Source organism: Paenibacillus macerans (assembly GCF_050565405.1).
Lineage (GTDB): Bacteria > Bacillota > Bacilli > Paenibacillales > Paenibacillaceae > Fontibacillus > Fontibacillus macerans_B.
Genome location: NZ_JBNYYG010000025.1, coordinates 43,627 through 57,543 on the forward strand (window position 1 = coordinate 43,627; position 13,917 = coordinate 57,543).

Consider the following 13,917-nt stretch of genomic DNA (forward strand, 5'->3'; position numbering starts at 1 on the left):
AAATATATTAATTTCACCTATGATGATAATCGTATTATAGTGGAGTCAGTCAAAATAATCCATAGCTTAGCGGTTGGAGATCTGGTTATTTAACCCGGATTCACGCCTGACCTCCAGCAACCATAGAAAGAAAAGCTATGCCGAGAGGAGAGATACTAGATGGAAGCCACTACTTTTGTCTTGTTTGGGGCAACTGGAGACTTAGCAAAACGCAAAATATTCCCCGCCCTGTTTAATTTATTCGTGGACGGCAAACTGCCGGAGGTTTTTTCCCTGATTGGCCTGGGCAGAAGAGAATGGTCCGATGATACCTTTAAGGCGAACATCGAACAATCTCTGCACAGCTTTTCGAGACGGGAAGCAAGCAATCCGGAGGCCGTCAAGAAGTTCCTCGGCTTTTTCCGTTACCAAGTGCTGAATGTAGACCGTAAAGAAGATTACCAAAGCTTGCTGCAGTTGATCGAGCAGCGCGAGCAAAGCCTGGGGCTCCCTCCTAACCGGCTGTTCTACTTGTCGGTGGGACCGGAGCTGTTCGAAACGATTGCCGCGAACATTCAGGATAGCGGTCTTGGCGATACGCAGGGCTGGAAACGCCTGGTGATCGAGAAACCGTTCGGCCGCGATTTGCAGTCCGCCCGGGATTTCAACCGCCAGCTCAGCAAAGCTTTTACCGAAGAGGAAATTTTCCGGATCGACCATTATCTCGGCAAACCGATGGTCCAGAAGCTCGAGGTACTGCAGCAAACGAACCCGTTGCTTCAGGCGTCCTGGAACAATCGTTACATCGCCAACGTTCAAATCACGGCCAGCGAAACGGTCGGCGTTGAGGAGCGGGCCGGCTATTACGACCATTCCGGCGCGGTACGCGATATGTTCCAGAATCATATGCTGCAATTGCTGATGATGCTCGCCGGCCACCTGCCGACGGGCAATAACTCCGAACAGGTGCGTCACAAGAAGAAACATGTCATGGAATCGCTCGAACCGCTGCTGCAAGAAGAGGTCGTGGCGAATGTGGTGCGGGGACAATATACGGAAGGCGCGATCCAAGGAAAACCGGTGGTCGGCTACAAGTCCGAAGCGGGAATAGCCGCCGAGTCCAGAAACGATACGTTCATCGCCGCCAAGCTGCAGATTGACGACGTGTTCTGGCGGGGCATTCCGTTCTACATCCGGACCGGCAAACGCATGAAAGAGAAAGCGACCCGGATCGTCATCGAATTCAAAGAGCCGATTAAGCAATCCGCCGCGCAAAAGGATGGCCAAACGCCGAACCTGCTCGTGTTCGAGATCAGCCCGAACGAAGGCATTTATTTGCAGCTGAATACGGAAGGCAATGCCATGAAGCAGGACCTTACCCCGATCCTGATCGGTTCGCACAAGAGCGGCAGCGAAGTGCCCGAAGCTTACGAGAACCTGATTTACGATGCGCTCCGCGGCGACTCTTCGTTCTTTGCGCACTGGGATGAAGTCGAATTGTCCTGGAAATGGGTACAGCCGATCCTGGATGCCTTCGCAGCGGAACAGTTGCCGCTTCATGAATATCCGGCGGGCAGCTATGGGCCGAAAGCGGCTCACGAGCTGTTGGCGCAAGACGGTTACGAGTGGTGGTTCGACAAGGAAGGCGAAGCAAAAGAAGCCGCCGCCGCCAAATCGGCCCAGGAACCGTTGTCCGTTAAATAAAAATCCCAAACATCCCGGTTTTTGCTCTCTGATATCTCAAAAATGAGTTAAACAAATTGGAGGTAATGACGATGAAGTTTTTTATTGACACAGCCAATCTGGAGGATATCAAAAAAGCGTACAAAGTCGGCGTATTGTCCGGGGTAACGACCAATCCTTCCCTGGTCGCCAAGGAAGGCGTCAAATTCGAAGACCGGATCGCGGAAATTTTGCAAGCCGTGCCTGAGGTCGAGTCCGTATCGGCCGAAGTGACGCCGGATGCGGTGACCGCGGAGGAAATGATCGCGCAGGCTAACGAGCTGATCAAGATCAACAACAACGACCCGCTTATTACGATCAAGCTCCCGATGACTTTGGCCGGCCTGGAAGCCACCCGTTACCTCTCGAAAAAAGGCGTGAAAACGAATGTCACCTTAATTTTCACCGTGAACCAGGCCCTTCTCGCTGCCCGTGCCGGCGCGACTTACGTGTCGCCGTTCCTGGGCCGCCTGGACGATATTTCGGAGGACGGCGTGCAACTCGTCGCGAAAGTGGCCGAACTGTTCCGGATTCACGGCCTGGATTCGCAAATCATCGCCGCGTCCGTCCGTCACCCGGACCATGTGACCCGCGTGGCGCTGGCCGGCGCGCATATCGCCACGATTCCTTTCAGCGTGATCGAGCAGTTGACCAAACATCCGCTTACGGATCAAGGGCTGGAGAAATTCGCCGCCGACTGGAAGAAATCCGTGAAATAAATGTTATAGTGAGTGTTCAAAATGTCAGCTTTTCAGCACCGAGAAGGTTGGATGAGGCTAGGGACGTCCGTTGAACACGGCTGCGTAACGGACCGTAATGACCTTATTTGTCCATTTCCCGGCTATTTCCCGCTGTAACGGACTCCAGAGACCTTATTGGGCTCTCGTGGCGGCCATTACGCCGCTTTTGACCGAAATAAGGTCTCCTCGGTCCGGTTAGAATCGGAAACTGCTCAAAAGCGGGCCAATAGCGTTTCTGGTTACCTTTTAAAGAAAATACCAAAGGATAGGTTTGGAGGTACTTAAAGATGAAGAAACAACAAATCGGAGTGGTCGGCCTGGCCGTCATGGGCAAAAACCTAGCTCTGAATATTGAAAGCAAAGGCTTCTCCGTCGCTTTGTATAACCGTTCCGCCGAGAAAACGAAGGAACTGCTGGAGGAAGCGCCGGGCAAAGATTTCGTCGGCGCCTACAGCATCGAGGAATTCGTACAAGCGCTGGAAACGCCGCGCAAAATTTTGATCATGGTCAAAGCGGGCAAACCGACCGATGACACGATCAATCAGCTCGTTCCTTATCTCGATCCGGGCGACATTCTGATCGACGGAGGCAACGCGCATTTTCCGGATACGCAGCGCAGAAACAAACTGCTGGAGTCGCAAGGCTTCCGTTATATCGGCGCCGGCGTGTCCGGCGGCGAAGAAGGCGCGCTGAAAGGCCCGGCCATCATGCCAGGCGGGCAAAAGGACGCCTACGAACTGGTCGAGCCGATCCTGACGGCCATTTCGGCCAAAGTGAACGGCGACCCTTGCTCCACCTACATCGGTCCGGACGGTGCCGGCCACTACGTGAAAATGGTCCATAACGGCATCGAATACGGCGACATGCAGCTGATCGGCGAGGCGTACCAGCTATTAAAGGACGTGCTTGGCCTAAGCACCGACGAGTTGCACGGCATTTTCACCGAATGGAAGGGCGGCGAGCTGGATAGCTACCTGATCGAGATCACCGCCGATATTTTCGGCAAAAAGGATCCGGCCACCGGCAAACCGATGGTCGACGTCATCCTCGATGCCGCCGGCCAAAAAGGCACCGGCAAATGGACCAGCCAAAGCGCTCTCGATCTCGGCGTGCCGCTGTCCATCATCACGGAATCGGTATTCGCGCGCTTCATCTCCGCGATGAAGGAAGAACGCGTCGCCGCCAGCAAACGGTTAAGCGGCCCGGCTGCAGCTCCGTTCGAAGGCGACAAGCAGGCGTTCATCGAAGCCGTCCGCAAAGCGCTTTACGCCAGCAAAATCGCCTCGTACGCCCAAGGCTTCGCGCAGATGCGGCTCGCTTCCGAGGAGTACGGCTGGGATTTGAACTACGGCAGCATCGCGATGATTTTCCGCGGCGGCTGCATCATTCGCGCCCGCTTCCTGCAGAACATCAAAGACGCCTACGACCGCGATCCGGAGCTGAAAAATCTGCTGCTGGACGATTACTTCAAAAGCGTCGTGGAAAATTATCAGGACGCCTGGAGACAGGTGATCGCGATCGCCGTGACCCGCGGCATTCCGGTCCCGGCCTTCTCCTCCGCCCTGGCCTACTACGACAGCTACCGTTCCGAACGGCTGCCGGCCAACCTGCTGCAAGCGCAGCGCGACTACTTCGGAGCCCATACGTTCGAACGGGTCGACCAAGAAGGCACCTTCCATTTTCAATGGATGGAAAAATAACAGGTTCGTCTTTGTATGACGGCTGTTCATCTCATAATGAAGAAAGCCGTGAGGACCCTCCTCACGGCTTTCCCTTGTTTGAACCTTTCGTGTCCTTTTGTGAAATTAGGCAGGGACTTCGCAGGAAGTGATGGAATAGGGAGTAATCATCGAACTTGAAAAGGAGCGTTAAACGCATGGCTTACGCAGATCATTGCAATGGATCGAAAGAATCCCGGAATGAACTGGCTTCAAATCAAGCCAGGCTACAGAACTTGGAAAAGCCGGAACGAATACGCCAGCTTCCTCCTGAGCGGTTGTTGGATCTGTTGGCCCTAAAGGAAACAGACACCGTCCTTGACCTGGGGGCGGGAGGCGGATACTTCACCTTCCCCGCGGCACACCGTACGGAGAACAAGGTTTACGCGGTCGATAACGATTCGTTCATGTTGGACATCCTGCAAGAACGCAGCCGAATCTATGAAACCCCACAGGTGGAGATTCTTGCAGGGAACTTGGAGCATGTCCCGCTGGCTTCGTCATCTGTAGATGCCGCGATCGCTTCGCTTATCCTGCATATTTTGAAAGATCCGGCAGCCGGAATAAAGGAAATACGGCGCGTGATGAAGCCCGGTGCCAAAGGACTCGTCGTGGAATGGCTGCATCCCCGTCCGGACGGCAAACCCGGACACCGCATACTGCTAACAGAGATGGAGCGTCTTTTGCAGCCATCTACCGTTTTGTCCGTGCGTCAATGGGCGGATACTTATTATTCCATTGTTTTCCAAATATGGGTTGGACGAATACGGGAGGAACTGTACGCACCCGTGTCGAATCCTTACTAATCTCGACGATACTGAGGAGTGAAAGAGCTTGACCATCCTGAAAAACGATTGGGCCCCGCATCTGGAGGCCGAATTCGAAAAACCGTACTATTCACAGCTGCGTAAGTTTCTGGCGAACGAATATCGCACAAGAACGATTTATCCCGACATGTACGATATTTTCAACGCGCTTCATTATACTTCTTTCGCCGACGTCAAAGTCGTGATTCTGGGCCAGGACCCTTACCACGGGCCAGGGCAGGCGCATGGACTGAGCTTTTCCGTGAAGCCGGGCGTCAAAGCCCCGCCGTCCTTACAAAACATGTTCAAGGAACTGCGCGACGATCTGGGCTGCTCCATCCCCAACAACGGTTATTTGGTGCCGTGGGCGAAGCAAGGCGTGCTGCTGCTCAACACCGTGCTGACCGTGCAGGCGGATACGCCCAATTCCCATAAGGACATGGGCTGGGAGAATTTCACGGACAAGGTAATCGAAACGTTGAACCAAAAGCAGGAACCGGTCGTATTTTTGCTGTGGGGCAGCCATGCGCAGAAAAAAGCGGCTCTCATCACCAACCGCAACCATCACCTGATCAAAACGCCGCACCCCAGTCCGCTGTCGGCCCACCGGGGATTCCTGGGCAGCAAGCCGTTTTCGCGAACGAACCAATTTTTGCGCGCCAAAGGACTGGCCGAAATCGATTGGCAGATTCCCGATTTGTAATGGATCACAAATTGAAAGGTGATTTCGCTTGGAACCCGAAAACCGTATTTTTGCCGCCATCGAGGAGCTGGAACGGAATTTGTTCGAGGAGTTGAATATCGCAAAAATCGCCAAACTGGGGTATGTTTCCTCCACGCAGCTATACCGCGATTTTTACAGCGCAACGGGACATTCGGTCAAGGAATACGTGCGCAAGCGGCGATTGTCCCAAGCCTTGGCTTTGCTTAAGCACTCCGACCGGAGCCTGGCGGAGATCGCCTATGCGTGCGGGTACAGCTCCCAGCAAGCCTTCTGCAAAACACTCAAAGCCGCCATCGGCCAAACTCCCACCGACTACAAAAACGGCGATAACTACTACTATTTTCCTCCTTACGACAGCTGGACAAGCCGGCAAGTGGCGGTAGCCGCGGAGGTCATTCCCGAGACGTTAAGCGCCGATTACGTTCAGGACGTGCCGGACCATTTGGAGAACAACGCGCTGGCTGCACTTTTCGCTCTGGTGCCGGATTATCATGGACGCATGTTCGGCAGAAACGGCGAAGCCGCCGGAAACCGCCATGTCTACCGGCTTTTTCTCCAAGGCGTCGGAAAAGCGGAGTTATCCCAAGGCCCGTTCTCGGCGATCCAAACCGTTCCGTCCATCGGTGCTACCTTTGCCACGACGGCAACGGCCAACGATCCGCAGGCCATTCTTGAAGCTTGGAATAACATATATACCGGCTGGCTGGCGTCCAGCATGTTCCAACAGACGGAGCTGCCGTATTTTGAGGAATACCTCCATAAAGAGAAAAACGTTCGCAAGGTGAAGCTTTACCTGCCGGTTGAGAAACGCAGCGGCTTGACGAAAATCGCCGTGGAGCGGCTGGAGAATTGCGCCTTCCTGGTTGCTTCGCAATCCGGTCAACGCGCGGAGGAAAGCGCAGCGGAAATGTTGATTGGCTATCTGCAAAAGCATAATCCCCGGCGGCTTTGCGGCGCCGGAACGTTTTTCGTGTCGAAGCAAGTGAATCGCTGCACTTGCGGCATCGGGATTCCTGACGGGCTAACCGTCGCCGGCCATCCAAACGTCTCGATTCTCAGACTGGAAAGCGACGATTACGCGGCGTTATATGGCGACGGTTCCGGAGACTATGCCCTTTACGACAGGATCCTGGCCCGCTGGATTCGCGAGAACGGGCTGGAAGCGGACGAAACGCCGGCCTTTGCCGTCTACCAAGCCGACGGCGCTTTCGAACCTAAGGAGGTCAAACTGTACCGCAGGCTAAAACCTGGTAAAAACGGATAATACCTTCGTCGTTTTTTTCCCTAAAATGGGTTCATCTAATCATCCATATCAAAGGGAGGCACCCGTATGAATGCAGCAAAAAAAACAAACGCGAATCCGGAAAGCTACAGTCCCAGAACGAAGCCGCTTATTATGAGCGTGGCCGAGGAAGCGAGCCGAAGCCGTTCCAAAGAAACCGCCGTCGAGCAGGTCCATGAGTACTGCTCGATCGTGGACCGAAGCGAAACCCGCATCGTCGGGATCGGGGTAACGATCACCTACGAAAGCCGCGGCTATAGTTACGGCGGCGGCGCGTTTACGGGCAACTGTCTGACCGATTTCGAATTCGCCCAAAAAGTGATTCGCTCGGGCGACATTGCTTTACTGGCCGAAGTATTGGGGATAGATCTCACCGGCCTGGAGTTGATCAGCGCCCGGTACGACATCGGAGGAGACGGCAATTATAAAGTACTCGTCGGTTTCGAGGTCGAGTCGCTGCCGGAATTGCCGCCTCATTTGCCCGAATATGCCGATACCTTGACCGTCCCCGTCTGCCGGTTTGCCAAAATGCTCATTAACGAGCAGCGTCAGGAAAGCCGGACCGGTTACGAGGAAAGAATGCATGCCGACGCCTATTTCATCGACGGGTTCAGGAACGATACGCAATACGTTTACAACCAAGACGGCTGCCCGATGAACACGTATGACCTTGAAGGCCGTATCCTGACCAAATACGAACCCGTAAAAATACCGAAGGACGAACTGGAGCGCTACGATTCCATGAGGTTTAAGACCGTCACGCTGCCCGAAATGAAAATCGCCTGCGCGGTCGCGCCGCTCGGCACGGGAGTGGACGCGATCATGAAATATTTCGAAATCGAGCAGCAGGTGTACGCCGTGGAATCCGCAAGGTATTACCTGCATGACTATTACGGGTTTCCGTTCGAATCGAAAGCGGACGGAAAGGTATACAGCTGCTTCGGAACCCGGGTAAGCAGCTTCGACGGTTTGCCGGATATCGCCGAGCAAATGACGTTGCCGGGCGGAATCTACCTCCATATCACGCAGTTGGAATTTAACGGGGACAACCCTTCCATTCCGTATGACGTCGCCTTCAACAAACTGGAGATGCTGTACTTGTCCGCGCATCCGCAATATGAATTCGACCGGACCCGCAAGGTGATCGCCCGGTTCCGCCAGAACAATTGCGCTTCGGTATTCGTACCGCTCAGCCTGAAATAACTCAAACGATGCTTCTGACCAATCCCCCGTCGATCCGCAGCGCGGCCCCGTTGATCGCCGAAGAAAGCGGGCTGCTGATATAAGTGACGAAATGGGCGATTTCCTCCGGCCGGATCAGGCGCTGAATGATCGAGGTCGGCCGGTTTTCGGCCATAAACTTCTTTTCCGCTTCTTCGATCGTCAGCCGCTCGTTCGGGTAGAGCGTATTCAGCATCGCCTCGACCCCCTCCGTCAACGTCGAGCCGGGCATGACCGTATTGACCGTGACGGCGGTTCCTTTCGTCAGCTCGGCCAAACTGCGGGACAACGACAGCTGCATCGTTTTTGTGGCGCTGTAATGCGCCATTTCCAGCGACGGCATGACCGCCGCTTCGCTGGCGATAAAGATGACCCGGCCCGTTTGCTTCACCAGCATCCGCTTCAAGTACCCGCGGGCCAGCCGGACCCCGCTCATCACGTTGACTTCAAAGAACCTGAACCAGTCCTCGTCGGGAATGTCAAAATATTCGGCGGGTTCGAAAATACCGAGATTATTGATCAAAATGTCCAGGTCCGGGTGTTCTTCCAACACCTTGCGGCAGCCTGCCTCCGTGCCGAGGTCGGCGGCCGCCGGTTTCAGAACAGCAGCCGGATGCTGCGCCCGGATTTCCGCGATCGCCTGCTCGACCTTCTCCGCGCTCCGGCCGTTAACAAGCACGGTCGCCCCTTCCGCCGCCAGCGAAGCCGCGATCGCTTTGCCGATGCCGGCGGTTGAACCGGTGACGAGCGCTATTCTCCCTTTCAATTGCAAATCCATGATCCATCCCTCCATCATTCTCCTGATATTTCCTCTTCGATTATGTTATTATGCACCCAGAGACCGTGAAATTAACAGTACGCACTTTACAGTAACCTAGGCACCAAAAAGTACCTGTTGGCAGGCGACGGTCCGGAAATGAGGATAACGGGATGAAACATTTGGCCAATGGCTTGACTCTAAGCCGTATCGTCCTTTCTATCATGCTGATTTTCGTGCTGAACCGGCCGGCGGCGTTTATCGTTATCTATGCGGTCGCCGGATTAACCGACGTGCTTGACGGAAGGATCGCGCGCAGGACGAATACGGTTAGCGATAGGGGCGCCAAGCTGGATTCCATAGCCGACCTGCTGATGTTCGGGGCGGCAACCGCCGCGTTGGTTCGGTGGGCGGGAGAAGGGATGGGGATGATCTGGCCGTACCTTGCCGGTGCGGTCGCCATTCGATTGGCAACCGCGGTTTATGCCGCCTGCAAATATCGCACCGTAGCCATGATCCATACCTGGGGCAACAAAATGACCGGGCTGCTCGTTTTTAGCCGCCCCCTTGTTCCTGGTCGCGGCGGGCAAAGCGCCTTGGGTTCTTATCGCATTATGTATCCTCTCCGCGATGAGCGCTTCGGAAGAGCTGCTGATTCATCTGACCTCGCGGGAACTCGACTTGAATCGGAAAAGCTGGTTCGGGCGGCAAAAAACGGGGATGTCGAAGCCCGGGTAACCGATACGGGCTTTACTTCTGCGTCTCCAGGCCTTCCGCCAGCGAAATCAGCTTGTTCACCGTCTTCCAATTGCGCACCGTGGCGGACGCGTCCAGCTTCTGCAGGTTAGCCGCTAGTTTGGAATTTCGGACGCTGTCCATAAACAGCAGAAACACCTCCCTGCCGGCCGCATGGAATTGCTCCTTATCGTTCGCGTAAGCGGCAAAACGCGCCAACGCTTCCGTTGAAGGCTTGTCCGACAAAAAGGCGACGTATAGGCTTTCTCCCGCCGCCGTCGCTTCGGCCGCGGAAATCTCCTCTGCCGTAAACGGGCAGCCGGCCGCTGCGGCGCGCAGCTCTGCCGCCGTTCTTAGCACGACCGGGACATCCAGGCCAAAATCCTGCCGGATGAGCTGTTCCATCCGCAAGCGCAGCTCCCCCTCTCTTTCGTCCGAATCAAACAAGATATTGCCGCTTTGGATGTAGGTTTGCACCTCTTTGAATCCATGGTCGGTCAGGGAACGCTTCAACTCCGCCATTTTGACGATGTTTTTCCCGCCGACGTTAATGCCTCGCAGCAGCGCGATCCTGATAGTCATAGCAACGCCTCCCTAATATTCAAGATACTTTTCATTATAATCCTCCTCTCCCTGAGACAAGGATTTGACGCAAATTCAAATAGCTTCCATTCTAAATTGCAGCCAGCGCATTTACAGTAATTATGAACGGAGCGAGGTTGATATTCCAACCGCCATTTTGATGAAATTGGCGGATTTTCACCAAACAAGCGTGGACTATCTATTAAACCGTACCAACCGAAAAGAACCTTACCCTAAGGAATAAGCAACCATGCCTTCACTTAATGGAATATCCAGTACATCATGGCGAAGCAGGTAGAGCGGGACTTCCCGAACGTTTTCCTTTCTGGATGAAGCAACTCGGATTAGGCATCGTTCCTCTCATAACTATACGTACCGGTAGCTTGCACCTTGGCCGCCTGGGCGAAATCCCGGTAACAGACGCCCATTTGGCGCATAGTGTATAGGAAAACCGCTTGAACGAAAGGGGAACGTTCCATTGTTCAATTACTACTATCGGCAGTGCCCCGCAGAGCACTATTCTTATACCGTCCAGCCCGGAGACACGCTGAATCACATCGCCTTCCGCCTGGAATCCAGCGTGACTCGAATCCTCGCGGCCAACCCGGGCCTCGACCCGAACAACCTGCAAACCGGGCAGGTCATCTGCATTCCGTCCTGTCCTCCGAACCACGTCTCCAGAATCATCGAGCGCGGCGATACCCTGTATCAGATCGCCCAGGATTACGGAGTGAGCGTCGCCAGCATCCTCGAAGCCAATCCGGGCACCGATCCGAACTCGCTGCGGGTGGGGCAGCGGATTTGCATCCCTTCGGCCGGCGGCGCTCCCGACATGGCCGGCGTGCGCGAAACGCTGACCGCGATGCAAAGCGACATCAACATGCTGAAAGCCGATAACAGCGTGCAGCAGGGCCACGACAACAATTACGGCTCGTCCACGCAAACGACCCGCGTCCTCAGCGTCACCCCCCGGGAGATCCGCTTCGAAGCGGTGCCGATGACGTTCCAAGGCGCTTACCGCGGCCATTTCACAGCAGGCAGACGATACCCCTTCTATCAGGATGCGGCCATGGGAGGGAGACGCGGCATCACCGTCAAAGATAATTTCGGGGTATGGCATTCCTTTAGTTATACCGTACAAACCCCGCAGTCTTGAATAAGAGTACGGGGATGGGATCTGAAAAAAATGCCGACGGAGTCCGGATGTGCATCCAGGTTCCGCCGGCATTTACTATTTATCGAGGCACTACATTTCCTTACTTCAACGTCCGCTTCAAAAACTCTCTCGTCCGCTCCTGCTTTGGCTCATTGAAGATTTGCTCCGGCGTGCCTTCCTCGGCGATCACGCCTTGGTCCATAAATACGACGCGGTCCGAAACCTCTCTGGCGAACTCCATCTCATGGGTTACGACGATCATGGTAAGCCCGGAATAGGCCAACTCCTTCATCACCTTGAGCACCTCGCCCACCATCTCGGGATCAAGCGCGGAGGTCGGTTCGTCGAACAACAGCACATCCGGGTCCATGGACAAGGCACGGGCGATGGCCACCCGCTGCTTCTGTCCGCCGGACAGCTGTTTCGGCTTGGCATGGATGTATTGCTCCATCCCCACATTCCGCAAATATTTCATCGCGGTCTCGGTTGCCTCTTCTTTGGAACGCTTCAGCACCTTCACTTGCCCCACTATGCAGTTGCTGAGCGCATCATGGTTGTTGAACAGGTTGAACTGCTGAAAGACCATCCCCAAATGCCGGCGGTATAGCGATACTTTGTGCGTATCATCGAGAATGTTGTTGCCGTTGTAGATGATTTCTCCGCCGCTCGGCTTCTCCAGCAGGTTGATGCACCGGAGCAGCGTCGACTTTCCGGAACCGGAGGAGCCGATAATGCTGACGACCTCGCCTTTGCTTACCGACATATTAATATCCTTGAGCACCTCATTGGCACCGAAAAATTTGCTCAAATGCCGAATCTCGATTACCTTTTCCATCCTCACTCCTGCTTTCTGCTAGCGCTGCAGCGTATAGCTTTCGGGACCGTCCAGCCTCTTCTCAATACGCTGTAAAATCTTCGTTACCGTCAGCGTCATGACCAAATACAGCACGCTGGCGACAAAAAACGATTCAAAAAACCGGAAGTTGTTGCCGGCAATCGATTTGGTCATGAAGAACAGTTCCGATACGGAAATCACGTTCAGTACCGAGGTATCCTTGATGTTGATGATAAACTGATTGCCCGTCGCTGGCAAAATATGGCGGATCACCTGCGGCAGCACCACGTTCCGCATCGTCTGCCAGTGGGTCATCCCGATCGCATGGGCCGCTTCGAACTGCCCCTTGTCCACCGAATAGACGCCGCCCCGTACGATTTCGGCCATGTAGGCTCCCGTATTGATCGAGACGATAAAAATCGCCGCAAACGTCCGGTCCATATCGTAGTTGAACAGCAGGGATGATCCGTAGAAAATCGCCATGGCCTGGACAATCATCGGCGTGCCCCGGAAGCATTCGATGTACACGGTGAGCAGGCCGTTTACGATCTTGAGCAGCAGGCGTTTGAAACCGCGCTCCGGCAGCGGAATCGTGCGGATCACGCCGGCCAGGAGGCCGATCGCCGCGCCAACCATCGTGCCGATCAATGAAATATATAAAGTCACTACTGCTCCGCGCAGGAACATAGGCCAGTTGTCGGATACGATTCGAATAATCCACTCGTAAGTCATTTTGTTTCCTCCCGCAAGATCATCTAAAAACCGACTGCAGTCCCGCTGCAGCCGGCTTAAGATCACCGTGCCTTATTTAGTTCGCTGCAGGTTGATTCTTGATGGCGTCGTTCATGATTTGGGCCTGCTCTTCTTCGGAAATGCCGGCCAGAATTTCGTTGATTTTCTCCGTCAGGCTGCTGCCTTTCTCCAATCCGACGGCGACGGCGGTGTCATCGTCCGAAGTCGTGAAGCCTTCCTGAAATTCAACGTAAGCAAACTTATCGTTCGCCGCCGCGGCGCTGATGCCTTCCGGGAGCTCCGATACATAACCGTCAATCGTTCCCGATTCCAGCGCGACGCGCATGGCCGGGAAGTTGTCCATGGCCGGCTGCTTGTTCACCCCGCTGATCTGGTCGATCACCGAGTAGTGGAACGTATTCAGCTGGGCCGTGATTTTGGCGCCGCTGAAGTCCTGGATCGATGTTGCGCCTTCATACGGGCTTCCTTTTTTCACGACCATAATCAAGTTCGACTTATAGTAGTTATCCGAGAAATCGATCGTCTCCTTGCGTTCTGCCGTCGGAGACATCCCGGCGATAATGGCGTCGATCTTGCCGGATGTCAGCGCCGGAACCAGACCATCCCACTCCGTCTTCACAATGACCAGCTTCTTGCCGAGGCCGTCAGCGATTTTCTTGGCGATTTCCACATCGTAGCCGCCCGCGTATTCGGCGCTTCCTTCAATGGGAACCCCGCCGTTCGCATCATCGCTCTGCGTCCAGTTAAATGGAGCATAACCCGCTTCAAGGCCCACCTTGAATGTATCGTCGTCTTTGCTGCCGGAGCCGCACCCCGCAAGGATAATGATCGCCGACAGCAGCATCAGGATCGATAAGGAATATTTCTTTCTCATACTTTCTTCACTCTCCATATAAAATAGTAAATG

At 54.5% G+C, this 13,917-nt stretch carries 15 protein-coding genes; 10 read left to right on the forward strand and 5 right to left on the reverse strand.

Features of this window, described 5'->3' with window-relative positions:
* The first annotated feature begins 159 nt into the window (after positions 1-159).
* The 7 genes from zwf (at position 160) to ACQ4N8_RS15955 (ending at position 8,174) form a co-directional block, all read left to right on the forward strand.
* On the forward strand, positions 160-1,683 hold the full coding sequence (gene zwf, locus ACQ4N8_RS15925; protein WP_430705341.1) for a glucose-6-phosphate dehydrogenase: 1,524 nt from the start codon (positions 160-162) through the stop codon (positions 1,681-1,683).
* 71 nt (positions 1,684-1,754) lie between these two features.
* A complete protein-coding gene (gene fsa / locus ACQ4N8_RS15930; protein ID WP_430705342.1) occupies positions 1,755-2,420 on the forward strand; it encodes a fructose-6-phosphate aldolase in 666 nt (221 codons plus the stop codon).
* Positions 2,421-2,728: 308 nt separating this feature from the next.
* Positions 2,729-4,141, forward strand: coding sequence for an NADP-dependent phosphogluconate dehydrogenase (gene gndA / locus ACQ4N8_RS15935; RefSeq protein WP_430705343.1), 1,413 nt, complete (start codon positions 2,729-2,731; stop codon positions 4,139-4,141).
* Positions 4,142-4,317: 176 nt separating this feature from the next.
* Positions 4,318-4,965, forward strand: a complete 648-nt coding sequence (locus ACQ4N8_RS15940; RefSeq protein ID WP_430705344.1) for a class I SAM-dependent methyltransferase — start codon at positions 4,318-4,320, stop codon at positions 4,963-4,965.
* Between the two features lie 28 nt (positions 4,966-4,993).
* The gene (locus ACQ4N8_RS15945; RefSeq protein ID WP_430705345.1) at positions 4,994-5,668 is read left to right on the forward strand and encodes a uracil-DNA glycosylase; all 675 of its coding nucleotides are present in this window, start codon (positions 4,994-4,996) and stop codon (positions 5,666-5,668) included.
* 28 nt (positions 5,669-5,696) lie between these two features.
* A complete protein-coding gene (locus ACQ4N8_RS15950; protein ID WP_430705346.1) occupies positions 5,697-6,953 on the forward strand; it encodes a helix-turn-helix domain-containing protein in 1,257 nt (418 codons plus the stop codon).
* Between the two features lie 66 nt (positions 6,954-7,019).
* Complete coding sequence (locus ACQ4N8_RS15955; protein WP_430705347.1) at positions 7,020-8,174, forward strand: hypothetical protein; 1,155 nt, start codon at positions 7,020-7,022, stop codon at positions 8,172-8,174.
* Between the two features lies 1 nt (position 8,175).
* Here the strand turns inward: ACQ4N8_RS15955 and ACQ4N8_RS15960 are convergent, their stop codons facing one another.
* A complete protein-coding gene (locus ACQ4N8_RS15960; protein ID WP_430705348.1) occupies positions 8,176-8,970 on the reverse strand; it encodes an SDR family NAD(P)-dependent oxidoreductase in 795 nt (264 codons plus the stop codon).
* Positions 8,971-9,122: 152 nt separating this feature from the next.
* Between ACQ4N8_RS15960 and ACQ4N8_RS15965 the strand changes: the two genes are divergently transcribed.
* Positions 9,123-9,797 (forward strand): CDP-alcohol phosphatidyltransferase family protein, encoded by a 675-nt coding sequence (locus ACQ4N8_RS15965; protein ID WP_430705349.1) that lies wholly within the window; start codon positions 9,123-9,125, stop codon positions 9,795-9,797.
* Here ACQ4N8_RS15965 and ACQ4N8_RS15970 read toward each other — a convergent pair.
* Entirely contained in the window at positions 9,700-10,266 is a 567-nt protein-coding gene (locus ACQ4N8_RS15970; protein WP_430705350.1) for a DUF1697 domain-containing protein, read from the reverse strand. The two genes, ACQ4N8_RS15965 and ACQ4N8_RS15970, sit on opposite strands and share 98 nt — an antisense overlap.
* Before the next feature lie 64 nt (positions 10,267-10,330).
* Between ACQ4N8_RS15970 and ACQ4N8_RS15975 the strand changes: the two genes are divergently transcribed.
* Positions 10,331-10,510, forward strand: coding sequence for a helix-turn-helix domain-containing protein (locus ACQ4N8_RS15975; RefSeq protein WP_430705351.1), 180 nt, complete (start codon positions 10,331-10,333; stop codon positions 10,508-10,510).
* Positions 10,511-10,744: 234 nt separating this feature from the next.
* On the forward strand, positions 10,745-11,422 hold the full coding sequence (locus ACQ4N8_RS15980) for a LysM peptidoglycan-binding domain-containing protein (protein WP_430705352.1): 678 nt from the start codon (positions 10,745-10,747) through the stop codon (positions 11,420-11,422).
* A 100-nt stretch (positions 11,423-11,522) separates the two neighbouring features.
* On the opposite strand, the gene ACQ4N8_RS15985 is transcribed toward ACQ4N8_RS15980, so the two are convergent.
* The 3 genes from ACQ4N8_RS15985 to ACQ4N8_RS15995 form a co-directional block, all read right to left on the reverse strand.
* The gene (locus ACQ4N8_RS15985) at positions 11,523-12,257 is read right to left on the reverse strand and encodes an amino acid ABC transporter ATP-binding protein (protein WP_430705353.1); all 735 of its coding nucleotides are present in this window, start codon (positions 12,255-12,257) and stop codon (positions 11,523-11,525) included.
* An 18-nt stretch (positions 12,258-12,275) separates the two neighbouring features.
* Positions 12,276-12,989: an amino acid ABC transporter permease gene (locus tag ACQ4N8_RS15990; protein ID WP_430705354.1), complete on the reverse strand. Its 714-nt coding sequence runs from the start codon at positions 12,987-12,989 to the stop codon at positions 12,276-12,278.
* Between the two features lie 76 nt (positions 12,990-13,065).
* Positions 13,066-13,884, reverse strand: a complete 819-nt coding sequence (locus ACQ4N8_RS15995) for a transporter substrate-binding domain-containing protein (protein WP_430705355.1) — start codon at positions 13,882-13,884, stop codon at positions 13,066-13,068.
* Positions 13,885-13,917 lie beyond the last annotated feature (33 nt).

What these genes read in the sequence shown, in the direction of transcription:
- zwf (WP_430705341.1), top strand. Translation starts at nt 160, where the DNA reads ATGGAAGCCACTACTTTTGTCTTGTTTGGGGCAACTGGAGACTTAGCA.
- fsa (WP_430705342.1), top strand. Translation starts at nt 1,755, where the DNA reads ATGAAGTTTTTTATTGACACAGCCAATCTGGAGGATATCAAAAAAGCG.
- gndA (WP_430705343.1), top strand. Translation starts at nt 2,729, where the DNA reads ATGAAGAAACAACAAATCGGAGTGGTCGGCCTGGCCGTCATGGGCAAA.
- ACQ4N8_RS15940 (WP_430705344.1), top strand. Translation starts at nt 4,318, where the DNA reads ATGGCTTACGCAGATCATTGCAATGGATCGAAAGAATCCCGGAATGAA.
- ACQ4N8_RS15955 (WP_430705347.1), top strand. Translation starts at nt 7,020, where the DNA reads ATGAATGCAGCAAAAAAAACAAACGCGAATCCGGAAAGCTACAGTCCC.
- ACQ4N8_RS15960 (WP_430705348.1), bottom strand. Translation starts at nt 8,970, where the DNA reads ATGGATTTGCAATTGAAAGGGAGAATAGCGCTCGTCACCGGTTCAACC.
- ACQ4N8_RS15965 (WP_430705349.1), top strand. Translation starts at nt 9,123, where the DNA reads ATGAAACATTTGGCCAATGGCTTGACTCTAAGCCGTATCGTCCTTTCT.
- ACQ4N8_RS15970 (WP_430705350.1), bottom strand. Translation starts at nt 10,266, where the DNA reads ATGACTATCAGGATCGCGCTGCTGCGAGGCATTAACGTCGGCGGGAAA.
- ACQ4N8_RS15985 (WP_430705353.1), bottom strand. Translation starts at nt 12,257, where the DNA reads ATGGAAAAGGTAATCGAGATTCGGCATTTGAGCAAATTTTTCGGTGCC.
- ACQ4N8_RS15990 (WP_430705354.1), bottom strand. Translation starts at nt 12,989, where the DNA reads ATGACTTACGAGTGGATTATTCGAATCGTATCCGACAACTGGCCTATG.
- ACQ4N8_RS15995 (WP_430705355.1), bottom strand. Translation starts at nt 13,884, where the DNA reads ATGAGAAAGAAATATTCCTTATCGATCCTGATGCTGCTGTCGGCGATC.